This is a genomic window from Phycicoccus avicenniae, from assembly GCF_050496545.1.
Lineage (GTDB): Bacteria > Actinomycetota > Actinomycetes > Actinomycetales > Dermatophilaceae > Phycicoccus > Phycicoccus avicenniae_A.
Genome location: NZ_JBNVZV010000008.1, coordinates 41,164 through 66,799, shown reverse-complemented (window position 1 = coordinate 66,799; position 25,636 = coordinate 41,164). Strand labels below are relative to the sequence as shown.

Here is a 25,636-nt window from a genome sequence, read left to right as displayed (position 1 = left end):
ACCAAGTCGGCATCGACCCAGTCGTTAAGGGCGATAAGCCCACCTGCAACGCTCAGGTAACGATTGGCGACGTGTCCGCCGGTCAGTACTACGTCCGGTACCGGCAAGGGCCCGCACCCATCAGCGCTAGCCTTTCCGTCCGCTACTGAGGATCAAGATTGGTTCAGCCGTCTATCATTTCCCTGCAACGACTGCGCTACACATACTCGACGGGGGAGACTGCCTTGCGCTGCGCCTCCTTCGCGGTGGGCCAAGACGACCGTTTCATTCTGGTCGGACCGAATGGGTCGGGCAAATCGACTTTGCTGAAGGTCGCTTGCGGCCTGCTCACTGCCCAAGAGGGTGCGATCACGGTGCGTGGCAGGCCAGTGACTAGCCGCCGGCAACTCTTTCGGGCCGTGTCCTGGATGCCACAACATGTGGTTCCCGTCGCAGGACTAACTGTTCAGGAACAGGTTCGCTTGTCGGCTTGGGTCGCCGGAGTGCGGGCACGATCCTTGACCTCTGCAGTCGAGGAGGCTCTGCAAATAGCTCAACTCACAGCATTGGCTCGAAAGAAAGTCAGGCGACTATCCGGAGGGCAGCTGCGCCGAGTGGGTTACGCCGAAGCATTGGCTCGCCAAGGAGATGTCCTTCTCTTGGATGAGCCAACCGCTGGATTGGACGAAGAAAGCTTGGAAGCGCTGACCTCGTCTTTGAGGAGCACGCCAAGGCCTATTGTAATTGCTACTCATGACACGGCGGCCATGGCGCAACTTCAAGACTTCACGATTGTCGGGATGGCAGAGGTCGATCCTCGGAGGCGTTCGGCCGCGTGAGCTACTTGCGAGCCATGTGGTTTACTCGCGCGCCCTTCCTAGCGCTGGCTTGTGCCGCACTTGCGTTTTATTTCTCATCCGAGAGTGCTGAGTTCCGGACCGGGTACGCGTTCACAGATATGGGCGTCCCGCTGTATAGCCTGACGGTGATAGGGCCGGTTTTGGCGTGCTGGGCCGCATACGTCGCAGGAGTGCTGGACCCATTCTTGCTGCGGCCCGCGCACTTACGCAGTTCGATGCTCCGAGTTTCAGGCATGCTGAGTCTGTCCCTCGCGTTGGCAATTCTTGCGTCATTGTCAGTCATTGTGTTCACCGTGGGACAGAGCGTTTCGAACCAACTTGCATTACGAGGACTCGTCCCCTTCGCTGCAGGTGCGCTGCTCGCGGCAGCAGTCGGTCTCTGCCTTGGATTTGCGTTTTCCCGGTTCGTCAGTATGCCGGTGGCAGCCGCGCTGGCGTGGATTTGGTTTTCGGTACCCCAGATCAGCCTTTGGACGGGTGGTCGGGTCAGTAACGTCACGACAACATTCGCCGTGTGTTGCACTAGGTTGGAAGAGCCCTCCGATCTGTCGCTGAGCTTGAGCCTGCTCACCTGCGTGATGGCGCTCAGCGTGCTGGCGCTTTCGCTCGTCATCCGCCTGAGTTCGGGGGAAGGGCGACGTCTGCGAGAATGGGCTGTGACATTGCTCGCCCCAATTGTGGTGATCTCTCCTGCTCTAGTTGTCCCGGAGGCGGACCAAGACTTGGTTGCGCAGCCGCGGCAGGGGGCCACCGTTTGTCGGACGTTTGACTCGGTCCGAGCGTGCGTTTGGCCCGAGGCGGCTGCTGGCCTGACGGACTTCGGCCAATCTGCCGCGGCGTTGACGTCAGCGGCGGACGAGGCGGGGTTGGCCACTCCAAGAACGTGGTCCGAGCGCGCGGGGGATGGTGGGGTGACGCTCGAATGGAACCCAGCGACCCCCGAGTCTTTGAGGCCGTCGGTGGTAGCGCTAGCCCTGGTGCAATGGTGGCGGTGCGACCCAGCCCAGGTCGACGAGTTCACTGCGTCTTTGAGCCAACCCGCTCTCGGCATTAATCGAAGAACTGCACAGGTAATTCAAGAAGCTTGCGATGCTACTGGCTCTTAGGGCGTTCAATGCTTTTACGCTGTTTGTCGTATCTGCGGGCATCGCGGCAATGCAAACGCGGTTAGACGCACCGGTACGCATCCCCGCGCTGCTTGGTGGTCAGGACACAGCGCTTATCCCTTCATGGCTAGGGCTAGTCGCTCTAAGTGCACTACTGGCATTCTCGATGCGCAACTGGAGGGCGCCGACCGTAAGACGCGCAATCCGCCGAGTGGAGTGGACTCCGAGCGTCGTGGCCGTCCTGACCGTCCTTGTTTCTGCCGGAACGTACGCAGTCTTAGGCGGTTCGCACGTGCGTGGCTATGTGGGAGCGCTGACATTCGTTGTTGGCTTGACTCTCGTCAGCTTTGTGCTCGTTAGTCCCATAGCTTCGGCGGGCGTGACGACATGTTTGCTGCTTTGCACCATCGAGTACGGTTCTAGTCTTCCGTTGGCGAGTCACGTGCGGGTCCTCGACGTTGATAACCCCTCCCCGCACATGTGGTTTGGCGCGACCTTGTTGCTCGCGGGAACGCTGGCTGTGGCGCTTGCTCGCCCATCGCACATTGACACGTCCGCTCTTCGCCGTTAACCGATCCGAAGCCGTTGCTTGAGGACTAAGAGTTCAGAGCAGCCCTTCTGATCGAAACTCGATCCGACGGCTCTCGACGAGTCCTAGTCAGGCTTATCCGTCGGACGAAGACACTTCGCAATGCCTCCGCCGCGGCAGGGCCGAAAGTGCCTGTCGTTCTCGGTTTGACGACGGCGAGAAATGGGAGACGGCCCGCGTGCCGGTCTTCATCGCTGAGGTCCTCGCCTCACTTGGTACTACTGGCGGCACGGGCGAGTTCGGAGAGGCGTCGAGCGATGTCGGCGTCGCGACCGGCGGCCGCGTGTTGGTAGCGCATCGCGGCCCCCGGGGTGGAATGGCCGAGGCGCAGCATCAACTCGGCCAGGGTGGCTCCGGTCTGTGCCGCGAGGACCGCTCCGGTGTGGCGGAGGTCGTGCCACCGCAGGTCCTCGCGACCGGCGGCCCGGCGCGCAGGATAGAAGACCTTATAGAGCGTTGAAGGAGCCAAGTGCTGCTCGACGTTCGCGGCAGCCGGGAAGAGCAGCGCCTCGCGTCCGGACCCCGTGTGCTCGGCCAAGTGGTGCCGCAGCGCTGGCAGCAGGTGCGGCGGGATGGCGATGTCGCGGATGCCGGCCTCGCTCTTGGGCGGACCAATGATGTAGGCGCCTCCGGCGTGCACGACTCCCCGGCGGACCTTGACGCGGAGGTTGCGCAGGTCGATGTCGCCCCGCCGGAGCTCTGTGAGCTCGCCGAACCGCATGGCGCACCACGCTGCGAGCAGGGTCATCAAGCGGTAGCGGTCCGGCATTGCGCCGACGATGGCTTCGAGCTCGGCCAGTGTCGCTGGCTCGACCTGGTGCACCCGACGCGCAATGCCGGCCCCACGGATCGTCGCGGGGTTGTAGGGGACCAGGGGAGTGGGGCGGGTGGACGCGGCACTCGCGAAGATGGTTCGCAACAGGCTGTAGGTGTGGGCCCGTATCGTCTCGCGGCCCGGTGTCAGCGTGTCGTACCAAGCGCCGACGTCCTCGGGCGAGATCCGATCGATGGGAATGTCACCGAAGGTTGGGTAGATATGCCGGTCCAACATCCCCCGGTACATGGCCTTCGTCCGCGGCCGCAGCTCCCGGCCCCTGACCCGACGAGTGGTGAACCAGTCCTCTGCGTAGGCCCGGAAGGTAGGCATCTCGCGGCTGCGGGCCGATCGTGCCGCAGCGTCGGGTGCCCAAAGCTCCATCGCGATCTCCGCCCGGCGGGCCGATAGCCACGCGACGGCGTCGTCTGTGGCGTTGAACGTGACTGGCGCGCGGTGCAGGAGCCCGTCGGGACCGGTGTATGCAGCTCGGTAGCGGCCCGAGCGGACCCGCTCGACCCGTCCGAACCCACGTCGGGTCCGCTTCGATGTGGCCGCCACCTAGTGTCCTCCCAGTGTCGCCTCACGAGGAACATATGAGGAATATAGAAGTCGCTCTGTGTCCGCTGGTGTCCTCGGTTGTCCAATCGGCTCATGCCCTCTGACCTGCAAGTTTACCCGTTTGGGTAGGGTATGCGAGGGCCGGAGATAATCCTTCAAGAATTGGTTCAAACCCAGTATCGCCCACCAGTTCGGAACGGCCCCTGACCTGCGGAAACGCAGAGCAGGGGCCGTTTGCGCGTCTGGCCGTGCTACGCACGTGCTATTCGCTTTCGGCTCATGCTCCTCAGCTCGAGGAGACCCATGTTCCGCATCCCCAGCCATCTCCGTCCCGCCCTCTACCTTCTCGCCGCCATCGCCGCGTTCGTCGGGGCGCTCGTGTGGGCGTTCCGCTACGAGGCCGCGATGGACCCGTACGAGCGCCTGTACGCGCTGACGACGGTGGGTGTCCACGCCGTCGTGGCCTGGGCGGACGTGGCGCTGTGGTTCCGTGCCGAGCGCCGACTCGACCACGCGGAGTCGTGCCAGTGACCTCGACCGATGATCCAATCCCTCCTGTGGATGTCGACGAGACGAGACGCGACCGTGAGATCCGGCCCGGCGTGCCGGTCCAAGTCGAGACGAGTGACGGGGTGTGGGCCGACGGCATCGCCGCGTCCACGATCCTCGGGAAGCGCACGAAAGGGCGCTACAAGCGGGAGGGGACCGTTCAGGTTCGCTTGCTCCAGGAACATCAACCACTGCCGTTCAAGGAGTCGCAGGTCCGACTGGGTGACCTTCCAGAGACGACGCCCGACGGTCGTCGGCTCATGAAGCTGAAGGAGGCGGCTGCCCTCTATTCGGTGAACTACGAGCTGTTGTACCTGGCCGCGCGCGGCGGTGACCTCCCGGCGGTACGCCCGGGCCACGCATATCTCGTCTCACCCGCAGAGGTCCAGATCTTCCTCAATTGGCGCGACCTGGAAAGGAGAAACCGCTAACAGCAAGACGGCCCCGACCGGTGCTGGAACACCGAGCCGGGGCCTCGACCGCACACCCTGAAGAGACCAGGAGAACGACCGTGAACGACAGCATGCAGCAGACGCAGAACGAGCACCTGAGCACCGCGACTCAGATGGACGACCAGCCGAGCGGGAACCCACCATTCGCCTGGAGCGGCAGGGTCGGATGGTTCCTCGCCGACGTCGCAGGCTGTCTCCAGCGTCGCGCGCACAGCGTGACGCGAGGGATGACGCCGACCAAGCAGACCGACGCATCTACGAGGGTTGCCGCCGCGTGGAGGCTCGGGCTCCTGGATGGGATCAAGCACGCGCAGGCCACCTTGCAAGGCTGCCCGCCGTGGTGCAACGACCACCGGTTCGCCAACCCGCTATCCGAGACGAGCGACGAAGACAGCTGGCACCAGCGCGCCGCCTGGGTGGGTGACGACAAGTTCGAGATCGCCATTGAGGAGAACGGGCCCACCATGTGGCTGCCTCAAGCCGAGGGTGTGCCGCTGCCGATGGCCCGCGAGTGGATCAGCGCCATGCAGAGGGTCGTGGACGAGTTCGAGCGGCTGAGTCGTTAGGCGCTTCGGCGTGCCGCCGGGACGCCTACCTACCTAGCGACTCCCGGCGGCACACTGGCGTGATGCGGCTCTCGTACAACTTCACCGAAGTGCGCCAGCTCTTGCAGGTGGACCTTGAACTGCTGTTTAGAGCCGTGCATAAGACCGATCCGTACACCCACCCCTATCCGCCGATCCTGCCCGTTGCCGGCCAGCACGGGTACGGAGGCAAATACGCCATCCTTAGCTCTGACGTCTATGAGTGGGGGCAGAAGCTGATCGAGCCGGGACTGCGGCCACTTGAGGAAGACAGTTGGGATGCCATGAAGAAGCAGCCAGTTCCGCGCATGGCTCTAACGGTCCGTGAGGCAGCCCAGGCGGTGGGTGTGTCGCCGTCGACCATCCTCAAGGCGATTAAGGCCACGAACCCGCGGGAGTACCCCCCACCGCTCAAGGCCGGACGCCACGGGCCGACTGGGCGCTACTCAGTCCGACCGGCAGACCTTGAAGAATGGGTCAAGTCGCTCGGTCAGTGGTGGTAGCCGTGACGGAGCGTCGACCCAGCGTGGCGGAGCGGTGTGCCGCCCTCCGCGACGCCGGCCTACCTGTCTACCTCACGCCCGTGGAGGTGGCCGAGTTGTTCGACCTGCCATCGGATCGCTACATCCTTCGCAACGCCGATCGCTGGCCGCACGTGCGAATTGCTAGGCAGATTCGATTCACGCCTGAGCAGGTCGAACAGATCGCAGCGGCTCACCTGTCGAGTGTGGGGAAACAGGAGGCGGGCCAACCGTTCGCGAGCGAGAAGACGCGGGGTAGCCGCTACCGGCACTTGGAGGACTAGACCACCGCAGGGGAGAGCGACCGCGCTCAGACTTCCACCCGAAAACGCCAAGCCTCCAGCACGCCGCGACTCCTGCGTCACGAAGATCGAGCCGTAGACGAGGGCGTCCACTTTCTGTTACACCGGGGCATGCCAAATCGGGGGATGGTCGTGGGATGTGTATCGCTGCTCTTAATTGCAGGGTGCGCCGGTTCGGAGGGCGATAGCGCATCACCACCTGCGCAACCTACGCCTACAACCTCGTCGTCCTCAGCAGCCGCAACGCCTGAGCAAGTCGCTTCGATCATCGCGGGCGGTATCGAGTCGTGGCGTGGCGTCTACGAAGAAGCTTCAAGCTGTCGGCTGGCGCTCGTGCTGAAGGACGATGACCCGCTCGAGAAAGCGAAGCGGCTTACTTGCTACACCAACGAGGTAACCGCTGGGCTGAAGGCCGAGACGGCGCTTCGAGACCTCACCGCGCTTGACATCCCTTCCTCCATGCAGGGCCTAGTCTCCGATACCAGTGCCGCCCTACAGGGTGTGGTGGATACCGACCTTGAGAGTGCCTGCGGGGAGGCAATGTCGGAGCCTTCAGACTCAAAGCAGTGCGACGACGCCCTGGGCGCACGGTTCGCGAGCTATGTGGCGTTGGCGTCAGAACTGGAGAGATGGTCGCCGTACCTCTAGGGCTCGCGCATCGCTCGCCGCTGCAGTTGTGGAGGCTTGAGCGCCGCCTCAACAGCGATGATGGAAAAGTTCCATGATGAGTTGGCATCGCCATCTGCAAGTATGAGCGGCGTACCGAACAGTTGTACGCATCGAGGAGGCTGGGGTGGAACTGACTTCGTCAGCGCCCTGGCCTGACCATCAGAAGCCATGGTGGAAGGGAGTGCTGCAGGCCGCTCGTAGTCGAGGCTGGTCGTTGGTTCCGCATCGCGGTCACAGCTGGGGCACGATCAAGTGTCCATCCGGAGTGTGCAAGTACTTGATCTTCTCTACCGGCGACAACTCTGAGGCCGCCGCGAAGGAGGCCAAGAAGTTGGTTGACCGCTGTCCGCACGGCGAGAAGACGATCGACCCACTAGTCGCAGCGGAAAGTCATCTCGATAAGGCGGAACGCCTGATCGACGCGGCGGCCTCTCTGTCGGCTAGCAGTTCGGCCGCGGAGCGTGCAGAACTGCTAGTGATGGCGGAAGACGCGCTGTCGGACGAGACGACGCTACGGGCGCTAGATGAACTTCTGATGCAAGCCTCGACCCAGAAAGAGTCGGCAACCCGAGCGCTTGGCGATCTGAAGAGAGATGGGGACGACGCAGAGGCCGTGCTAGATAGGGCCGAGCACGAGGTCAAGCACGCGAAGGCTGGGTTGCGGGGCGCCCGTAGTGCCTTCGCGCGAGCTCTGAAGGAGAGAGCCGCCTCCCTCCTCGCACGGATATCCGAGCTGCGGACCGTTCACGATGGGAACGAAGAGGTGGCGCGCGAGCGTTAGGCATACTAAGTTGTCAAGTGTCAACCATGCTTGACGCCACTCGCGAGGAGTGGTAGCCGCGTCCGAGAAGGTGAAGTGACATGAGCGCTGCTGTGCGTCTGCAGGTCGAAGGGGTCGACCTGCAGAACGAGGAGACCTTGGAGCGGCTCGCGATGTACTTTCACGGGTTGCTGTGGGGGTCGACCGACGGCATCGTGACGGCAACAGTGTTCACAAGCTCGTCCGATCCCGCCTCCGAAGTCGTAGAGGCGGCCCGCGAGATCGAGCACCGCCTTCCGAAGGCGCAGGTCCGTCGAGTCCAGCGCGATCTGGTAACCCAAAGCGACATTGCCTCACGAGTTGGGGTGTCGAGAGAAGCTGTCCGCAAGTGGACCCAGCGAACTAGCGATGCGTTTCCGACCCCATTCGCCACCGTGGGAAGCGACGTGCGGACCTCGAGGGTGTGGCAATGGGCCGATGTCGTTGAGTGGCTTGAGCGGGTATACGGCATGGACATGAATGAGAACCTGGCGAGCGAACCCGTCCTTGCGCAGGTAGATGCATGCCTGGCAAAAGCCAAGAGCTACCTCGATCGTCGTTGGCAGACTGTGTCCGAGCCTGGCGAGGTTTCGCGACCTCTCGTCGCGGTGGCACGAGACCTACGGGCCGTGCCAGAGATGGTCGGTGCCGGCTGGATGCCACAAGTGGCCTTCGTCCAGTGCTTTAGGTCGGACGTCGTTGGCGACTCGTACGTGGGCGACCCGCTGGACGCTGTAACTTGGAGCGCCCATTTGACCCGGGGAGAACGGGCAACTCCCGGTGCCTGAAGAGTTTCAGGGTCCCGACAACGGCCTGACACTGGAAACGCTGGTCGGGGCCGTAGAGCTTCGCGACCTCCGGTTGCAGAAGTTTACGGGCGAAGTACTTCGAACGCCGCCAACGGACCTCACGGTCAAAGTCTCAAACCCCTTACCGCAGTTCTACCTTCAGCCGAACTCCAGTCTGCTTGTGCTGTTCACAAGCCGTATCGACTATGAGGGTCCTGAGGACGGGAAACCTGGCACAGAGCCCGTCGCGCATGTCGAGGTCGTACACATAATGGAGTTTGGGCTCCGCGAAGGCGTTCGGCCCTCAGACGACTTAGTCTCCGAGTACGTGCGGGAGGTCGCGCTATTTATGGCCTACCCATACGTCCGCGAGGCACTTCACCGGCTTCCAAACGAATTTGGTCTACCTCCCATCCTTCTACCGGTATTGCGCCGAAGCGACGTCTCAGGGGTAGAAGCAGAGCCAACGGCCGGCTCGGAGTAAGCAGCCGTGAGGCACCTCGGGTTGGACTGGCTCGCTCGTCGGACGGCAGGCGAGGTGGTTGCGCTTATCGCGCGCCGGCTCGGCGGAGATGGAGCTGCGTATGCAGATTGATCCAGCGTGGGGTTTCAATCCAGCCTCGGTTTCGGCCGTAGCGACCGCTTGCGCTGCGACCGTAGCCGGCTATGCCTACCTGCTGTCCGTGAAGCAGCGCCGCCGAGAGTTTGAGGATCAGCAAACCCGCCAAGCGCGCCTAGTGCAGGTCACGTTCCGGTACACGCAGCGCCCATCGCCCCTGAGTGAAGGTGCACTCCACCAGACGCTCATAGTCAATCTCTTCAACGGAAGCCCGTTGGCGATCCGTCCTGGGAATCTGTATGTCAGGGCCGAAAATGTCAGTCGCTCGATCAAGCGCCCGCTGCATGGGGAACATCGAGAGCGCACGAGAATACTCGGTTGGGAGCCCTACAAACTGAGCGCCACCCGGTGGCGTTTTGGCGGCACGGTCGAGGTTGAGTGGTACTTCGCCGGCATCCTTGGCGAGGACCTGGTCGAGCCGGGAGCGCATGTGGTCGTAGAGACTCGCGTTGGGCCGCACGCAGAGGACTTCCGGCTCGTGCGAGGCGCAGGGATGGCGGTGTCTTTCACGGATGTCAATGGACGCGGGTGGTGGCGGCGCGGGGACGGCCTCCTGGTGGCTGACCGTATGGGCAAGCGTGTGATTGGCGATGGCGTGCGAGGGCTGCGGGGACCGGGCCCCGAGGAGCTGCGCGATCCTCAGATCTAGGACCGAGGTTTCGGGGCGCGCGGTCCGTCACTCCAACGCTGCCGGCGCAGTGCGCGGCGGTGAAGATCTAGATACGGTTCCCGGGTGCACGGTGAAATCGACCGTCGGGGCGACAATTCCGTTGTGTCCTCGCACCCAGCGCTCGACTGGCTGGCACGACGCCGTGCTGGCGAGTCTGCCGCGCTCATCGCACGCCGCGCAGGCGTTCACGTTGAAACCGTCCGGCGAGCCACCCGCAACTACGGCCCCTTCCCGCGCCCCACACAGCGTCTGGGTGTCACCGACCTCATGCTCGAGGTGGCCGACGAGCGGCAGCAACGCTGGGTCGAAGCTCGACGTCGCGGACTGACCGTTAAGGAGATCGCCGCAGCCGAAGGCGTGAAGCACCAGGTCGTCAGCCGCGTCACCGTCGACCACGGCCCGTTCCCCGCCGCCGCAGTCGTTGAGGCGTGGGTGGGCGCCCGCAGAGCCGGTCAGAGCCTCGCGAAGGTGGCGGAGGCCGCAGGAGTGCGCGTTGGCGTTGTGCGCGTCGCGACGAGGCCGCACGGGCCGTTCCGGACAGGCCAGGGATCGCGGACGCCACCCGGACTAGAAACGGTGGAGACCATCTCTCGGCGACTCGGCGTCAGCGCCCCGACGGCAGTGCGGTGGCGCGACATCGGGCGGCTGCCTACACCGGACTTCGTGACTGCGCGAGGACGACACGTTTGGCTGCCCTCGACCGTCGACCGCTGGCTAGACAGCGACGACGCCCCGTCGCAAGTGTGTGACAAGTGCGGCGCCCGCTGCTGGTCGCTGACCCGGCACGTAGGGCAGGCGCACCGTGGCGACACCTGACGCGGTAGTACCCGACGGGGCCTTCTCAGTTCGCACCGAGCAGGCGATCCAAGACATCCATAGTCCCGGCGATTCCCACATGTTCGAACGTGCAGCGGTCGAAGCTGCCGTTGTCGACCACGATGAGCCCCTCGTACGACTGACCCTCCGCGCACATCATCAACATGGAACTGCGCACGATGCTGTTCCATCGAAGGTCCGTGCGGGGGAAGAGGATGGCCGGCCCGATCAAGTGACAGTCGGTGAAGTGTGTGTTCTTGATCTGTGGAAATCCCTCATCGTTCGTCACTAGGTCCAGCACCTTCACGTGCTCGTTCTCGAACCGATTGACCAACGTGAAAGAGGCCTCTTGGCCCTCGAGCTCTGGGCCTGGGAACGCCTCTTCCATCCGCCAGATGTGCCACTTGTCGCATTCCGGGCAGTCGAAACTTGCCGTCTCGATCGGCTGCGAGGCCAACATCTCGTAGGGCAGGCCGAACCTGGTGTCGACCGGCTTGTTTGTGTTTGGACAGGTGATCATCACGCTTCGCATGGCCCCTCCTGACTGTCGTCGAGAACAGATTGCCACCCCGCTCACTCCGGCGGGGTAGCGCTGACCGACGCAAACTGCGCCGTCACAGATGCCGACTCAACGTAGTAGCTCGAGGTCGAGTTGTCGGTGACGACGTTAGGCGCGACCCGATGCTGGCCGTAGTTCGGGAAGGAGGCGTTGCCGTAGAACGCGATCCCTCGTGCGTTGCCGGTGCACACGTTGGCGCCGATGGCGGTCTGGTAGCCGGCGATTCCGATGCCGGCGTTGGTGTTGCCACGACAGGTGTTGCCGGTGATGGCGACGCCCTTGGCGTTGTTGAGGTAGATGCCGTGGATGCCGTTGCCCTTACAGACGTTGCCGGTGACGGACGCGCCGACGGCGACTGGGGCCGCACCTGCTCCCGTTTTGGTGGGGTCCAGGGTGATGCCGTGTCCGGTGTTGCCGATGGCGGTGCAGCCCTTGATGGTGAAGTCGCGACCTTCGGTGATGGTGGTGGACCCGCCACCGAATGCGATTCCACTGCCGGCGCAGCCGAGTGCGGAGAGGCCGTCCACCTTGGTGGCGTGCCCGTACTGGCTGACGAACCCATGACCGCCGGCGGTGTCGACGAGGCCGCCCTGCACGAAGGTGTCGCGCGAGGCGTAGTCGTAGATGCCGTCTGAGGCGCAGCCGGTGACGTGGGGGTCGATGAGGGTGACGCCGCGCACGCCCTTGACCCAGATGCCCCATTTGCAGTTCTCGACGACGACAGAGTCGAGGACGGTGCGGGTGAAGGCGGTGACGGTCTCGGCGTCGGTGACCGTGGTGGAGCTCGAGACGCGCAGGCCTACCTGGTGGCCATTGACGATGCGGATGTCCCGCAGGACGGCCTTGCCGGTCCAACCGGTAGAGGTGACGGCGAGGTAGATGCCGACGCCTTGCGTGTCGGCGCCCGGGGCGAGGGTGTTCGCCTTGTTCAGGTCGATGGTCAAGCCGGTGGCACTGAAGGGCGCCGCCGACTGGAGGACGTTGAGGGTGGCGCTGAGCCCGTCCTTGACCTTCAGGGTCGAGGAGTTTCCTTCGATGACGACCCCGGCCGGGTTGAGGGTGGCGGACACGATGTGTGTCTTGCCGAAGCCGAACTTGATGCGGGCCTTGGCTGCTCGGGCGGCGGTCAGGAGGGACTGGATCGCGGTGGTGTCGTCGGTGGCGCCGTCGCCTGTGACGCCGTAGTCGCTGGCGTTGAAGATCAGGGCGCCCTTGTCGACCTTGTTGCCGGCTGACACTGTCGCCGATGACGCCGCAGCAGCAGCTGCGGTTGCGGAGTTCGCCGCATCGGTCGCCGAGGACGAGGCCGCTGCCGCGGAGGACGCACCAGCGGTGATGGCTTCGAGGGAGTGGATGACGACTGTCCCGATGCCGAAGTCGACCTGCACGGAAGGGATGTCGGTTGTGGTGAATGCCGGGATGAGCCCGTTTGCGTCGGACTCGATGTACCCGGCCTTCGTCGTGCCGCCCTGCACGACAGTGGCCGTTGCCCCCGCAATGGTCGTCACGGGGAAGGTGCGGGACCGGGCGGCGCCGATGCGGCCGAACTGTCCGGGGGAGCCCCAGACGGGGACGGGCTTGAAGGTGTAGGTGCTCATGGTTTCCTTTGCGAGAGTGTGGAGGTCGTCAGATGCCAGCTGCGAGCGCGGCGTCGATCTGACGGGACGACACGGTCGTGACGATCGGACGCGTCGACAGGATCGCGGCCAGCCGGTGCAGCGACGCATCGGACAGGTCGACCTTGCCGCCGGCGGCGCCACCGACGACACCGAGGGTCGCGCCGTTGTTCGCAGCCTCAAGCGCCGCCTGATTCCGGCGGCGAGACGCGTCTGTCGAGATGAACTCGCCATTGCTGACCCGGATCAACTCCGGCGTCCCAGCGATGCCAGCGAGGATCGAGTCGGACCGGCCCGAACCCGGGCCGATGATCGTGCCGCCCGCGTAGCCCGGGATCCGCGACCGGACCGTGCCACCATCAGCGAACGTCTGCCCGCCAGCCGTGGACACGCCACCGTTCGGGCGTCGCCCCTCGTACGCATAGCGGACCGTCGCTGTGACCGTCTTCCCGCGCAGTTTGTCGATGGCCGTCTGGAACGCCTTGAGGCTGGCGAGGCCCTGAGCGGTCTGCACCTCAAGCTTCGTCGGCGGAACCTTCTTCGGGATCGCGTACAGCTTGTCGATGTACGCCTGCACCTTGCCCGTCAGCCGGCCCTGCGACCGAAGCGTGTCCTCAAGCTGACCCTTAGACGTCTTCAGCGACTCCGTGCCGGCCTTCGTCGACCCCGTCGCCTTCGCCGTCGCCTCCGCCAGGGCCTGATCCGCGCTGATCTTCGCCTCGATCGCGCGCCGGTTCTCGATGCCCTTCTGCGTGTTCGTCGACAGCGTCGTCCCGTTGTCCTTGAACGACTTCGTCAGGCCGAGAGTCGCCGACGCCGCATTGGTCTGCGCCTGAGCCACATTCAGCGACTTCCCGTTCAGCAGATCCAACTGCTGCTTGAGCAGGCCAGCGGCATCACCCTGGAGCTGCATCGCCAAGGTGGCGTCGTTGGCCGTGTTACCGGCCTTGCGGTTCTTCTCCTCGAGCGCCGCGAGGGCGGCGTCGGTGGTGCCGAGCCCGGCCGCGAGCGGGGATTGGATGTTGGCGAACGCGACGGCCGAATCGGTGTTCGCCGCGAGGGCGGCGCTTGCCCGGTCCGCACTGCTGGAGGTGTCGACGAAAGCCGCACCGAGCGCACCCCACGAGCCGGCGCTAGCGTTCAGCACCGGGATGCCCTTGCCGATCAGCGTCATCGCCTGCCCGTTCACGGCGAAGGTGTCGACCATCAGCTCACCGATCGGGGCGAGCGCCACCGCTAGATCCTTCACGCCGACGACGAGGTCGCCGATAGCCGAAGCAACCTCCGGGAGCTCTCGCCGGGCGTACGCAACGAAGTCCTTGAAGTCCTGAGAGGCAGTGAAGTCCGCAAACTTCTGCGCCAGAATCTCCGCGTACTTCCCACCGTCCTGAAGGAGCGGCATCGCGTTCTCGAGCCCAGAAATCAGCCCGGTCGTCGAGGTGCGGAACGCCCGACCCAGCGACGCCGACAGCATCGCCACGTCATCGTTCAGCGTGGGCAGGTAGTCGTTGAGGTCGTTCAGACCGGCCAGCACCCCGCCCGACATCGACGACGACGCCGTGCGCGACAGGCCCTCGAGCGTCGACTGCAAGCCACCGATCTGCTCCTGCAACGCCGACCCCAGAGCGGTGCCGTCCTCGATCTCCTTCTTGTACCCCTGGAACGCGAGTACGCCGGTCCCGACCACGCCCGTCAGACCGGCCACGCCAGCCGTCGCAGCGCCCGTCACAGGCCCCAGCAGCGCCACCGCCGCCGCCAGCCCGCCAACGATCACCGCAGGGCTGTAGATGCCTCCACGGGTCAGCCCGCTGAACGAGTCCGATAGACCACCGACGGCGTCTCCTGCGCCGCCAGCGGCCCTGCCCGCGACCTTCGCCGCAGAACCCACCTTCAGCAGGTCGCGCTCAGCAGAACGCGATCCCTTCGCTTCGACGTGGACCTTGGCGTCCATCCCCTTGAGGACTTTCACCTCAGCGATGGCGCGAGTGATCTCCCGGTGGAAGTCGTCCGCGTCCAACTTCAGGTAGCCCACGATGCTCCCGACCACTTCTGCTCCAGCCATGCCCATCTCCTCTTCAGTCGTTCATCAGGCCCGCGGCGGCACAGTGCCGGGCGAGCTCTCGTCTGTATCGGTCCCCTCGAGCAGGGTCCGCATCTCCTCACGCAGCCGGGCCACCTCGGATGCCCAGAAGCCGACGACCTCGTCCACTCCGCGCCGCCCAAAACCGCGGGCGACATCCAGCCGGGCATCCTGCTCCGCCCGCATCGCCCGAGTCAGCAGCACCTGAGCCCGCCGAATCGCGTACTCCGCCGCCCGTCGACACGTCGGCGAGCAGTACACCGCCGGCCGGCCCGGACCCGACGGCGGAGCCAGCGGCCCAGAGCACTCAGCGCACGCCATAACGGGTTTCTCCACCGTTTTCGAAAGACGAGCGTTTGGCCCACGCAGATAGTGTGCTGCCAACCCGCATCGCCTTCCAACCCTTGGGGTGGGGGACCCTGCCCCCACCCCTTCCGGTGCGCGATGGGGTTAGCGGCTGACCTTGGCTACGGGTCTGGGGCTTCAGGCTTGTGCCTGCCTCAGCGGCGGAAGAGTCCATTGCTCTCTCGCATACGGTCGGCGACCTGTCGGTTCCTTTCGGCCCACGCAGCGCCTTCCTCGCGCAGTGCAGCCGTGAAGCTGTCCTCGAGCTCGCGTCGCTGGCGGTTGCGGTCGGCCTCTTCGGCTGCGCGCTGCTGCATCGTCTTGGTGGGCCAGCCGTTGCTCCCGGCGATCTGGGTGTAGAGGGCGTCGGCTTCTGCGGCCTGGACGTCATCGGGGCGGGGGTCGGGGGTTTCGCGGGCCCACTGGTTGAAGCGGTTGCGGGCGTCGCGGAGTCCGTCGTGGCCCACTTCGGCGCCGGGGTGGCCGGCGAACTCGTCGAAGTAGCCGTGCACGGTGGGCAGGTCCGGGGCGGAGGCGGCGGCGTGCCTGACGCCGTAGGGCAGTCGCATGAGGAGGTTGGGGTCGATGCCGGAGGCGGTGACGCTGGGCAGGTCTCTGGTGCCGCCGTCGAAGAGTTTGGGCGGTTCGGTGACGGAGGCCTGGGCCTTGGCGTGGCCTGGCTGGGCGGCGGTGTACTCGTCCATGAGGGGGTTGGGGTTGTAGCTGTAGTGCTTGTCGGTGCTCATGTCTTCTCCTGCTTGGGGTTTGGTGTTGCTTGGGGGTTGTGCGGTTCTTGGGGTGGTGTTGTGCGTTGGCGGGGGGCGTGAGTCGGTCATGTGTGGTCCTCCATCTGTTCAGCGGCGTCTTGGGTGGCTTCGTCGATGACGCGGTCGATGAGGTTGGCGAGCGAGCGGAAGGCGTCGGTGACTTCGATGACGCTGGCCGGCCCGGCATCGGCGAACTCCCTGAGGAGTGAGGCCGCCGCGGTGAGGTACTGCAAGTCCTCAAAGCTGAGGGCGATGCGGCGGGTGGTCATGCCGCCTCCCTCGCGCAGTCGGGGCAGCCGGTCCCGCGCCAGGACACGGGGTGGTCCGGGTGTGAGCGGCAGCGGTAGCGGCCGAGGCTCGCCACTGGGGGGTCCGGCAAGGGCGGGGGTGTGGGCGCCGCAGCCAGGGTGTCCCGGTACGTGCCGAGCCGGATGGCGCAGTGCCGGCAGGTGCGGTTCTGGGGCTGGCAGTTGCCGCCACAGCCCTCGCACACGCCGGGGACGCTGTGCGTCGTGGTCACGCGGCTCTCCTTCTGCTGGGGGTTCATGACGCAACCTCGTCGACGGGGGAGTGGTCAGTGATCGGACCCGCCCCCACCCCCACCCCTCCCCTATAGGAGGGGTGGGAGGGGTTGGGGTGGCCATCCCGGGGATGGGTTCGGGAGGGGTTGGGATGGGTTGTGGGGATATCGATGGCGAAGTGGCGCGAGCGCTTGCCCGGGCCTCCGTCTTCGATCAGCAGCAGGCCCTGCTCTCTCGCGTACTTGGCCGCCTTGGACACCTCGCCGTTGCGGACGCCAGGGCAGTCGTCCATGACCTTCACCGCGGTCTCGAGGTCGGCAACGCTGGCGCCCGGCTCCTCACGCGCCGCCCGGACCACCAGCACTGCGAGCTCGGACAGCCGCTTGGTGGCGGTAGCGGCCTTCCTCGAGCCGAAGCCGCTGAGGGAGAGGGTGCGTGTGGTCTGGTCGAACGCCAGCCGGTCTTCTGCGACGTCGATGTCGCGCCCGACCGCGCGCAGGTATCGGGCGTCGGTGGCGTCGTCCCGGGTCATGGTGACGATGGCGTCGGCCCAGTCCTCAAGCGCTGATGCGCCGCGGGTCCGTTCGCCGTTCCAGCCAGCGTGCGCGGTCAGGACCAGGTCGACGGCGCCGACCTCGGAGCGGACGAACCGGTCGAGGCTCAGCAGCCACGAACCGACCTCGCCGGAGTCGTTCTGGCTCTTGCCCGAGAACGCGCGCCCGAATGGGTCGACGATGACCGACTCGACACCGAGCGCCCGGAACGTTTTGGCGAGCGCGTCGCGGTCCTGCGGGTCGTCCAGAGGGTTGCGCCGGCCACGCACGTTCGCGATCACCAGACGGTCTTCGTCGACGCCATGCCCGGACGCCCAGCGGGCGAGCTGGGCAGCAGACACCTCGTAGTTGAGGACCGCTACACGGCCCGCGACGGGCCTGGTCTCGAACGTGCCCAAGAACTTCTCGCCCGTGAGGAGGCACCGCACGAGGTTTAGTACAAGCGTCGTCTTGCCGGTTTTGCGCTGCGCGACAACGAGGGTGGACGCGTCGGACGGGATGAGCCCGTCTACGCGCATTGGCGGCTCGTCCGGCCGCGCCAGGAGGTCACCGAGGGTTGCGACGTCCGCAAAGTCTCCGGGGTTGCTCTCGCGCTTCTCCGGTGGCTTCCGGCCGAGGATCACGGCTCGAGCGAGCCGGCCATTGATGACCTTTTCTCGGTTCTCCAGCCACCGGTCCTCGCCGCGCCAGGAGTCGGGCATCGGGTGTGCGTCGCACTCGCAGGACAGGCACCACGGGTGCCGGCCGGCCACGTGCTCGCCGTCCTCATGGTCCGCGTACGCGTCATCCCCGTACTGAGTGGCGAGCTGCTTCTGGCGGTCGGTGATGAAGGCATCCGACGCGCGAAGGTCGTCTTCGGTGAACCCTGGATACAGGTCGGGCCAGGCCATCAGCGCACCCCCCGCGGACGGACGGTGTAGCCGTCGATCTCAAGCTGGGCGACGAGGTCGGCCAGCCGCTCACGGCGGATCCACCAGCCGCGCTCGACGGCGGACCGGGTCGCCGGGATGCCGTTGCGCCTCAGCCAGTCACGGATGGGACCGCAGACGAGGACGTGACGGCCGGTGTGCTCGTAGATGTAGACAGGCAGCCGACTCATGAGGCCCACCGCCGTTCACGGCGTGCCGCGGCCTCGCGTGCCGCTTCCCGGTCCACCTCAGGCAGGCCGGCCATCAAGTGCACGACTCGCACGGCCTCGCGGTGCAGAGATGCGGCCTGGTCGTCGGCGAACCGAACGCCGGCCTCGTGACCCTGGCAGTAGCCCGACTGGTAGCCGCTCCAGAACAAGTCTCGCTCGCGTGGCGTGAGCGTGACGAGGTTGACCTGTGGGAGAATGGAGTCCGAACGCTCGCCCGTGTTCCTGATCGCCGTCCCGTTGCCCGCGGGGCGGCTTTCGTTTTCCCGCCTCATCCGACGGCACCTCCCATGTGCTGGGAGGTAGACGTACGCCACGGCCACCGCCGGGGAGTGCGCGTGAAGATCAGGTCACCGCGACCACGGCGCGTCAGCTCGGCGTCAGCGAGGGCGACGTGTGCGCGAAGGTCGCGGTCTGAGATGCCATTCACGAAGGCCCGCAGCCGGCGCACCCCGGTCGTCGACCAGTAGCCGAGGAGGTCGCGCACGTCCTCCTCAGTGGCGCCGTGGGCCTTGAGGCGGAACGCGACGTGGCACACGTCTTCGTCGGTCCAGGTGCTGGGGGTCGAGCGGGGAGCGGCATCCCTGATGGTCCGGGTCGTGCCCGGCGGCGCGGTCACGCGGGGACCGCCGTCGCGGGGATGGGCTCGAGGAGGGCGTCGACGTCTCGACGGCGGATGCGCACGGGGCCCGGGCGGCTTTTGCCGTTGCGGATGCGCGAGGCGGGGAGGACCCCGCGAGCGATGAAGTTTCGGACCGTGCGGTCCGTGACGCCGAGGAGGTCAGCGACCTCGGCCTGGTTCAGCCACTCCCGGGGGGTGGGTGGGGCAACAGAAAGGGCCACAGCGACTCCTTCAAGGAATCGGTGCGGCCCAAGCGATCCGACGGTACCCGCTTAGCAGCGGAGGCAACTTGCACCACTGTACACCGCCTACAGGAAACGGCATGCAGCGGCGTGTCCGCGTGTCACCCCAAACGCAGTCGGGTGGGATCTTCGACGTCAACGACGACGATACGAGTCGTGCCGCACCCTCCGCAGATTGCTTCCTCATCGCTCAAGCCCACAAGCCCGGAGGCGCGCAAAGTGGTCAGGTTGACTGCACGCGGACAGAGTCGCGGCGACTCGACGCCCTCGCGTAGCCGCGCCGCGCGACCCAACAATTCGCGGCCGTTGGCCTTGATCTCCTGTGACCACGGCAAGCCGACTGGGTACTCGGCATCCCTTTCGCCGTCGGCCTCCAAGGTCTGAGCGAGCGCTTCGCGGCTACCAGCGCGCCCCTGAGGGAGGAGCAGGATCACCTCATCGGCGACCGCCAGGGCGACTGCGAGGGTGCCATGGCAGCGTGGACACCAGGCCTGCGCGAGAACCCGCCACCTTTGGGTCTTTTCGCGCCGATCACGCTTCCACTCCGCATGAAGCAACGTCGCGTCGGGGATGTAAGCGGAGTGAGGGGACGGGCGGGTCATGTGTTCTCCTCAGCGAGGTTGGAGAGGCGTGACGCGAGGTCTTGCATCCGATCCTGGGCGGCGTGCTGGTAGCGCATCGCGGCCCCGGCGGTGGAGTGCCCGGCCATCTGCATGAGCTCGGCGAGGGTTGCGCCGACGGTGGCAGCGTTCGTGAGCCCGGTGTGGCGCAGGTCGTGAAAGCGAAGGTCTGGGCGGCCCGCAACGCGGCGCGCCTCGAAGTAGCCGTGTCCGCTGCGTCGCACCGTGCCCTGGTCGTCGAGGGCAGCGGCCCGCCCATAGAACGCGCTCGTCGACAGGTGGGCGCCGTCTCGGCCCGGGAAGAGCAGGCCCTCCCGCCCAGGTGCCGCGTGCCGCAGGAGGTGGTCTCGAACGTCGGCGAGCAGGTGTGGCGGGATGGGCACGTCCCTCACGCCGGCGGCGCTCTTCGGGCCCTTCACCTTCCGGACCATCCGGACGCCATCTTCGTCCTCGAGTCGCACCCTGACCACGCCACGGCGGACTCGGATGACGCCCTGCTTGGTGTCGACGTCCTCGCGGCGCAGCTCGGCCAGCTCGCCGAAGCGGAGGGCGCACCACGCCGCGAGCGCCACCATCAGGCGCCGCCGTTCGGGCATAGCCGCCACGATCACCGCGAGCTGCTGCGTGGTCGCCGGCCGGACCTTCTTCGCTCGCGACGTCGAGCCGCCACCGCGGATCTGGGCCGGGTTCGCGGTCTTGATGAGCCGACGCTCGACCGCGGTCCCGAGGATCGTCCGGACGAGGCTGTAGGCGTGCGCCTGGGTAGTGGGCTTCCCGACGGCGCAGATCTCGTACCAGCCGTCAACCATCTCCGGGGTGATATCGGCCAACGGCACGTCGGCGAACGTCGGCAGGATGAAGCGGTCGAGCAGGTCGCGATAGTGGTCCCGGGTCCGGTCGGCGAGGGGCCGGCCACGGACCTTGCGGCCGGCGAGCCAGGCGTCGGCGTAGGGGCCGAAGGTCAGGGGAGTGGTGCGGCGGGCGGCCTTGCGTTCGGCCGGGGGGGTCCAGGCACCAGCAGAGATCAGGCGGCGCTCGTCGACGAGCCACGCCTCGGCGTCGACCTTCGCGTCGAACGTCGTGGGTGCGGGGTGGCGGACGGGTGTCGCGGTGCCGGAGCGGCTGACCGTGGTGCGCCCGTCGGGGTCGTTGTAGAACGCCTGCCAGCGCCCGCTGGGGAGCTTGCGGACGCGGCCGAAGGTGCGCCGCCCCTGCTGTCCGGCCATCCAGAATCGCCTCTCCGTGCTACGAACGTGCTACTGGAGACACCATAGCGTTGCCGTTGCTTTCCGACCGCTTCCTAGATACTGTGTCGCGTATCAGCAGGTCAGTGACCTGTTTCGGCACGTCAGCCCAGTGATGGGTGACAGGCGGGCGGTCTGGTTCAAACCCAGTATCGCCCACCAGAGAGAACGGCCCCGGACCACCAGGTCCGGGGCCGTTGTCGTGTGCTCCGGGTAGGCCGGGACATGGCGAGGTTCCGCGCCGTCACCGTGACGACGCGGAACGTGGGTCGTGACGCGGATGCATCCCCGCCGCCGAGGAAGTTCCGCGCCGTCAGCGTGACGTGGATCGAAGCGCTCCTGCCCCTCAGACCGTGACGTCGCGCTCGCCCTGCAGGACGCGGCCGAGGACCGGGCCGGGGTCGTCGCCGAGCAGGGTCGCGGCCACCCACTGCGCGGCGAGGCCGTCGAAGTCGGCGTGGTGGCGCAGCATCGAGTGGCTCCCACCCCGCACCGTGACGAACCCGGTGCGGGCCGATGCCTCGAGCCGCCGGGCCGCGGCCATCGCGGGTGCGATGCGGGCGACGCGGTCGGCGTCACCGTGGACGAGGAGGACGTCGCGCGCCGGCAGCGGACCGATCGGCTCGCTGCCGCTCAGCCAGGTCGCGAGCCCGACGACCGAGCGCACCTGCGGGTCCGCCGCGGCCAGGAGCGCCGCGCGCCCACCCAGGCTGTGTCCGACGAGGGCGACCGGCACGTCGTCCCCGAACCGCTCACGCACCCGCCCGAGCGCCCAGCGCACGTCGTCGACGGGGGTGGGCCGCTCGCTCCACCCGCGCGCCGAGTTGAGCAGCCGCCAGACCGCCAGCCGGCCCTTCCCGGCGCGCGCCACCCGGGCGGCGACCGGCACCATCCGCAGGACGGAGAGCTGGGCCGGGCTGACCGGTGCGGACCCGCGGCCGCCACCGCCGTGCAGGACGAGCACGACGCCGTCCGGACGGTCCGGGGTGGCGGTCTCCACGAGCCGCGAGCGCACGTCGGTCATGCCGGATGTCTACCCGACGACCGTCCGTCGCACCCGGGCGGCGGTCACCCGCACGGTGACCCGGGGGTGGACCCGGGACGGACGCCGGTCAGGCGAGCCGCTCGGTGAGCTCGTCGAGGAAGGCCCGGGCGTCGCCCAGCGCCGGGTCGTCCGGGGCCGCCCGGCGCACTGCACCGTGCAGGATCTTGGCGGCCTGGGCGACGTCGTCCCTGCTGTCGGCCAGGACCATGGCGTCGAGCAGCGTGCTGCGCAGCGGCGAGGACTCCGGCTCGACCGTCGCCTCGCCCGAGGACATCACGCGGATCCAGTTCCCAGCGGGGTCGACCAGGCTGAACCCCGACAGGCCGCCGGCGTTCTTGCGTGGCCGGGGCCGGGTGAAGGGGGACGCCCGAGACCGGCAGCCTGCCGTAGCGCGCCCGCAGACCGGCCGCGAAGGCCTCGAAGAGCGGCCCAGGGTCGGGTACCGCCACCCCGAAGGTGCTGTGCGAGTCCTCGGCGCGGTGCCCGGGCATCTCGTAGTAGTGCACCGGGAAGCCGTGCCCCTCGAGCGCGAGGTACGGGTTCGGCCGGACCTGCCGGTAGGTGACCGCGAAGCCCAGCGGGACGAAGAACGCCCCGATCTCGTCGATGTGCGCGCACGGGAGCATCGGGACGACCTGGAGCGGCGTGCCCGCCAGTGTGCCCACCGGCCGCCGGGGTGGACAGGGTGAGTGCCGCTCATCCGGGACCCGCGCCCGTGCCGAACCACCGGCGTGCACGACCTCACGTACCGCCTCGTCGTCCGGCTGGCCCGCGTCCTGTTCCGGGTGCTCGGGCTGCGCCTCGACGTCCGGCACGCCGAGCGGGTGCCCTCGACCGGTCCGGTGGTCCTGGCCGCGGACCACCAGAGCTTCCTCGACTTCCTCGTCGTCGGGCTCCCGTCCGTGCAGCGCGGCCGGCTGACCCGGTTCATGGCCAAGGAGTCCGTCTTCCGGGTGCCCGTGGTCGGCGCGGCGATGCGGCGGATGGGGCACGTCCCGGTCGACCGTCGCTCGGGTGCGGCCGCCGCGGTCCGGGCGTACCGGGCGCTGCTGCGCGGCGAGGTGGTCGGCGTGTACCCGGAGGCGACGATCGGGCACGCCTTCGCCGTCAAGGACCGCGCCGACCTGCGGCTCGGGGCCGCCCACCTCGCGATCGCCACCGGCGCGCCCATCGTGCCCGTGGCGCACTGGGGCCTGCACCGCGTGCTCACGGTCGGCCCGCACGGGTCGCTGCGCCGGGGCCGATGGGTCGGCGTCGTCGCGGGCGAGCCGCTGGTGCCCCGCCCGGGCGAGGACGCCGCGGCGCTCACCGACCGTCTGCACGCCGCGCTCACCGACCTCGTCGAGGAGCTCCTCGACCGGTATCCGGACACCCCGAGCGAGCCAACGCAGGAGTGGTGGTGGCCGGCGCACCGCGGTGGCGCCGCGCCCGGCGCCGACGAGGCCCGTCTCCTCGACCTCCGGGCCATCGCCGTCGCCGACGGCCTCGACGCTGACAACGTTGTCGCACAAGCGAAATCGTTTACATCACACGTAACCGGTGAGTAGGTGTGAGCAGGATCTCTGGTGGGTGCACCGATGTGACGAAGGACTCCCGGGTCGAACCGGTTCGACGGTGGACCCTCCACCCGCCGCTACGGTGCAATGGCTGTCTCGCAGGGCGGACACACGGCGTCGTGGGTCGGCCCTCGGGTTGACCTGCGCGACGACCGAAAAGGGTGAGCATTGTGGCCGACCTGGAGAAGTCCCTGGATGATGCGGGGCTGACCAACAGCAGCGTGAGGGAGTACGTCCTGCACTGGGCGCAGTTCCTCGGCGCCGAGCGCATCGAGGTGGTCAGCGCGTCCGACGACGCCCGCCTCGTCCAGGAGTCCCTGGACGCCGGGGAGATCCAGCCGGCCGGCGACGGTCTGTACTACTCGCGCAGCTACTCCAAGGACACGGCTCGCTCCGAGGAGCGCACCATCGTCGCCACGAGCCGCCCCGAGGACGAGGGCGTCTACAACAACTGGCGCCACTCCGACGAGATCCGCCCGGTCGTCGAGGGGCACATGAAGGGCGCCATGGCCGGCAAGACCATGTACGTCATCCCCTACCTGATGGCCCCGCCCGGCAGCCCGCTCGAGCGCTTCGCCGCCGGTGTCGAGATCACCGACAACCGCACGGTCTGCCTCCACATGATCCGGATGGCGCGCGTCGGCGTGAACCACATCAACCAGCTCGCGGACCAGGACATGTTCGTGCGCGCGGTGCACGTGACGGGCGACCTGCCGAACCTCGGCCAGGGCACCCCGGACGACAAGCGCTACTTCGTCACCGTCGCCGACGAGCGGACCATCCTGCACTTCGGCTCCAGCTACGGCGGCAACGCGCTGCTCGGCAAGATCGCCCACGGCCTGCGCCAGGCGGCCTACGACGGCTACGCCTCGGGTGAGTTCCTCGGCGAGCAGTTCATGCTCCTCGGCATCACCGACAAGGAGACCGGCGAGACCCACCACGTCTGCGGCGGCTTCCCGAGCGCCTCCGGCAAGACCAACCTCGCGATGACCCTCGCGCCCGACGCCCTCGGCGACCGGTACCACGTGTCCTTCTACGGCGACGACATCGCGTGGCTGTGGGTCGGCGAGGACGGCAACCTCTACGGGCTCAACCCCGAGAACGGCGTCTTCGGCGTCGCCAAGGACACCAACGAGAAGACCAACCCGACCGCGCTGGACTCCATCGCCGAGGGCACCACCGCGCTGTTCACGAACGTCGCGTACAACGAGGACACGCACGAGGTCTGGTGGGAGGGCAGGACGCCCCACCACCCGCAGGACGCCACCGGCTGGCGGGACTGGAAGGGCGAGCTCATCAGCGAGCGCAACCCCGACGAGGCCGGCGACCCCTGGGCGCACCCGAACAGCCGGTTCACGACGACGCTGGCCAACGTGCCGAACGTCGCGCCGGACTTCGAGGACCCCAAGGGCGTCAAGATCGACGCGATCATCTTCGGCGGCCGCACCCGCGACCGCGAGCCGCTCGTGCGGGCCATCGACGACCTCGCCGAGGGCGTCTACGACGGCCTGACCCTGGGCGCCGAGGCCACGGCCGCCGCCGAGGGTGTCGAGGGCAAGCTGCGCTACGACCCGATGTCGATGCGCCCGTTCATGTCCTACCCCGAGGGGCCGTACGCGGCGCAGTGGCTGAAGATCGTCGGCGCCGCGAAGGACCAGCCCGTGTTCGCGCACGTCAACTGGTTCCAGCGCGACCCCGAGGACGGGCACTTCCTGTGGCCCGGCTACCGCGAGAACCTGCGCGCCCTGCTCTGGCTCGTCCAGTACAAGAAGGGCGAGGTGACCGGGCGCCGGACGGCCGTCGGCACCATCCCGCTCAAGGAGGAGCTGAACCTCGACGGGCTCGACATCGACGCCGGCGACCTCGACACCATCCTCGACATCGACGTCGAGCGGTGGCGCCAGGAGATGGGCTTCCGCGAGGAGCACCTCAAGCAGTTCCCCGACCTGCCCGAGGAGATCTGGGAGGCGCACCGCCGCGTCGCCGCCGCCCTCGAGCAGGAGGCCACCGTCACCGCCTGACGAAGGGTGACGGGCCGGCCGCCCGCAGCGC

General features: G+C 67.1%; 26 protein-coding genes. 11 read left to right on the top strand and 15 right to left on the bottom strand.

From position 1 onward, the window contains the following. The first annotated feature begins 245 nt into the window (after window positions 1-245). Complete coding sequence (locus tag ACQZ2A_RS08970; protein ID WP_430209982.1) at window positions 246-818, top strand: ATP-binding cassette domain-containing protein; 573 nt, start codon at window positions 246-248, stop codon at window positions 816-818. Between the two features lie 1,924 nt (window positions 819-2,742). Here ACQZ2A_RS08970 and ACQZ2A_RS08965 read toward each other — a convergent pair. Further along, complete coding sequence (locus ACQZ2A_RS08965) at window positions 2,743-3,909, bottom strand: tyrosine-type recombinase/integrase (RefSeq protein WP_430209741.1); 1,167 nt, start codon at window positions 3,907-3,909, stop codon at window positions 2,743-2,745. A 303-nt stretch (window positions 3,910-4,212) separates the two neighbouring features. On the opposite strand from ACQZ2A_RS08965, the gene ACQZ2A_RS08960 reads away from it, so the two are divergent. From ACQZ2A_RS08960 to ACQZ2A_RS08925, 8 genes are all read left to right on the top strand, one after another. Further along, window positions 4,213-4,440 (top strand): hypothetical protein, encoded by a 228-nt coding sequence (locus ACQZ2A_RS08960; RefSeq protein WP_430209738.1) that lies wholly within the window; start codon window positions 4,213-4,215, stop codon window positions 4,438-4,440. Window positions 4,441-4,466: 26 nt separating this feature from the next. Continuing rightward, window positions 4,467-4,889 (top strand): hypothetical protein, encoded by a 423-nt coding sequence (locus ACQZ2A_RS08955; RefSeq protein WP_430209735.1) that lies wholly within the window; start codon window positions 4,467-4,469, stop codon window positions 4,887-4,889. 80 nt (window positions 4,890-4,969) lie between these two features. Then, window positions 4,970-5,476, top strand: a complete 507-nt coding sequence (locus tag ACQZ2A_RS08950; protein WP_430209733.1) for a hypothetical protein — start codon at window positions 4,970-4,972, stop codon at window positions 5,474-5,476. A gap of 62 nt (window positions 5,477-5,538) precedes the next feature. Then, on the top strand, window positions 5,539-5,997 hold the full coding sequence (locus ACQZ2A_RS08945) for a helix-turn-helix transcriptional regulator (protein ID WP_430209731.1): 459 nt from the start codon (window positions 5,539-5,541) through the stop codon (window positions 5,995-5,997). Between the two features lie 653 nt (window positions 5,998-6,650). Beyond that, window positions 6,651-6,965, top strand: a complete 315-nt coding sequence (locus tag ACQZ2A_RS08940) for a hypothetical protein (protein ID WP_430209728.1) — start codon at window positions 6,651-6,653, stop codon at window positions 6,963-6,965. A 286-nt stretch (window positions 6,966-7,251) separates the two neighbouring features. Beyond that, entirely contained in the window at window positions 7,252-7,767 is a 516-nt protein-coding gene (locus ACQZ2A_RS08935) for a hypothetical protein (RefSeq protein ID WP_430209725.1), read from the top strand. Window positions 7,768-7,847: 80 nt separating this feature from the next. Next, the gene (locus tag ACQZ2A_RS08930; protein ID WP_430209722.1) at window positions 7,848-8,573 is read left to right on the top strand and encodes a helix-turn-helix transcriptional regulator; all 726 of its coding nucleotides are present in this window, start codon (window positions 7,848-7,850) and stop codon (window positions 8,571-8,573) included. Between the two features lie 572 nt (window positions 8,574-9,145). Further along, complete coding sequence (locus tag ACQZ2A_RS08925) at window positions 9,146-9,841, top strand: hypothetical protein (RefSeq protein ID WP_430209720.1); 696 nt, start codon at window positions 9,146-9,148, stop codon at window positions 9,839-9,841. A 27-nt stretch (window positions 9,842-9,868) separates the two neighbouring features. On the opposite strand, the gene ACQZ2A_RS08920 is transcribed toward ACQZ2A_RS08925, so the two are convergent. From ACQZ2A_RS08920 to ACQZ2A_RS08855, 14 genes are all read right to left on the bottom strand, one after another. Further along, complete coding sequence (locus tag ACQZ2A_RS08920) at window positions 9,869-10,258, bottom strand: hypothetical protein (protein ID WP_430209716.1); 390 nt, start codon at window positions 10,256-10,258, stop codon at window positions 9,869-9,871. A 445-nt stretch (window positions 10,259-10,703) separates the two neighbouring features. Beyond that, window positions 10,704-11,210, bottom strand: coding sequence for a hypothetical protein (locus tag ACQZ2A_RS08915; protein ID WP_430209714.1), 507 nt, complete (start codon window positions 11,208-11,210; stop codon window positions 10,704-10,706). Between the two features lie 41 nt (window positions 11,211-11,251). After that, on the bottom strand, window positions 11,252-12,835 hold the full coding sequence (locus tag ACQZ2A_RS08910; RefSeq protein WP_430209711.1) for a right-handed parallel beta-helix repeat-containing protein: 1,584 nt from the start codon (window positions 12,833-12,835) through the stop codon (window positions 11,252-11,254). Between the two features lie 28 nt (window positions 12,836-12,863). Next, entirely contained in the window at window positions 12,864-14,915 is a 2,052-nt protein-coding gene (locus ACQZ2A_RS08905; RefSeq protein WP_430209709.1) for a hypothetical protein, read from the bottom strand. A gap of 518 nt (window positions 14,916-15,433) precedes the next feature. After that, window positions 15,434-16,024 carry a hypothetical protein gene (locus tag ACQZ2A_RS08900; protein WP_430209706.1) on the bottom strand — a complete coding sequence of 197 codons (591 nt, stop codon included), beginning with the start codon at window positions 16,022-16,024 and terminating at the stop codon, window positions 15,434-15,436. Between the two features lie 86 nt (window positions 16,025-16,110). Continuing rightward, window positions 16,111-16,314 carry a hypothetical protein gene (locus ACQZ2A_RS08895; RefSeq protein WP_430209703.1) on the bottom strand — a complete coding sequence of 68 codons (204 nt, stop codon included), beginning with the start codon at window positions 16,312-16,314 and terminating at the stop codon, window positions 16,111-16,113. Between the two features lie 274 nt (window positions 16,315-16,588). Then, complete coding sequence (locus ACQZ2A_RS08890; RefSeq protein WP_430209702.1) at window positions 16,589-18,010, bottom strand: AAA family ATPase; 1,422 nt, start codon at window positions 18,008-18,010, stop codon at window positions 16,589-16,591. Beyond that, window positions 18,010-18,219, bottom strand: coding sequence for a hypothetical protein (locus ACQZ2A_RS08885; protein ID WP_430209700.1), 210 nt, complete (start codon window positions 18,217-18,219; stop codon window positions 18,010-18,012). The genes ACQZ2A_RS08890 and ACQZ2A_RS08885 overlap by 1 nt, the downstream gene beginning before the upstream one ends. Then, the gene (locus ACQZ2A_RS08880) at window positions 18,216-18,530 is read right to left on the bottom strand and encodes a hypothetical protein (protein ID WP_430209697.1); all 315 of its coding nucleotides are present in this window, start codon (window positions 18,528-18,530) and stop codon (window positions 18,216-18,218) included. The genes ACQZ2A_RS08885 and ACQZ2A_RS08880 overlap by 4 nt, the downstream gene beginning before the upstream one ends. A 340-nt stretch (window positions 18,531-18,870) precedes the next feature. Next, window positions 18,871-19,098 (bottom strand): helix-turn-helix domain-containing protein, encoded by a 228-nt coding sequence (locus tag ACQZ2A_RS08875; RefSeq protein ID WP_430209694.1) that lies wholly within the window; start codon window positions 19,096-19,098, stop codon window positions 18,871-18,873. A 122-nt stretch (window positions 19,099-19,220) separates the two neighbouring features. After that, window positions 19,221-19,721, bottom strand: coding sequence for a hypothetical protein (locus ACQZ2A_RS08870; protein WP_430209692.1), 501 nt, complete (start codon window positions 19,719-19,721; stop codon window positions 19,221-19,223). Further along, the gene (locus tag ACQZ2A_RS08865; RefSeq protein ID WP_430209689.1) at window positions 19,718-20,965 is read right to left on the bottom strand and encodes a tyrosine-type recombinase/integrase; all 1,248 of its coding nucleotides are present in this window, start codon (window positions 20,963-20,965) and stop codon (window positions 19,718-19,720) included. Before ACQZ2A_RS08865 ends, ACQZ2A_RS08870 begins: the two co-directional genes overlap by 4 nt. Before the next feature lie 364 nt (window positions 20,966-21,329). Then, window positions 21,330-22,007, bottom strand: a complete 678-nt coding sequence (locus ACQZ2A_RS08860; RefSeq protein ID WP_430209686.1) for an alpha/beta hydrolase — start codon at window positions 22,005-22,007, stop codon at window positions 21,330-21,332. An 88-nt stretch (window positions 22,008-22,095) separates the two neighbouring features. Further along, on the bottom strand, window positions 22,096-22,302 hold the full coding sequence (locus tag ACQZ2A_RS08855) for a hypothetical protein (RefSeq protein WP_430209683.1): 207 nt from the start codon (window positions 22,300-22,302) through the stop codon (window positions 22,096-22,098). 457 nt (window positions 22,303-22,759) lie between these two features. On the opposite strand from ACQZ2A_RS08855, the gene ACQZ2A_RS08850 reads away from it, so the two are divergent. Beyond that, window positions 22,760-23,575, top strand: a complete 816-nt coding sequence (locus ACQZ2A_RS08850) for a lysophospholipid acyltransferase family protein (protein WP_430209681.1) — start codon at window positions 22,760-22,762, stop codon at window positions 23,573-23,575. Window positions 23,576-23,754: 179 nt separating this feature from the next. After that, window positions 23,755-25,605, top strand: coding sequence for a phosphoenolpyruvate carboxykinase (GTP) (locus ACQZ2A_RS08845; protein WP_430209679.1), 1,851 nt, complete (start codon window positions 23,755-23,757; stop codon window positions 25,603-25,605). Window positions 25,606-25,636: the final 31 nt, after the last annotated feature.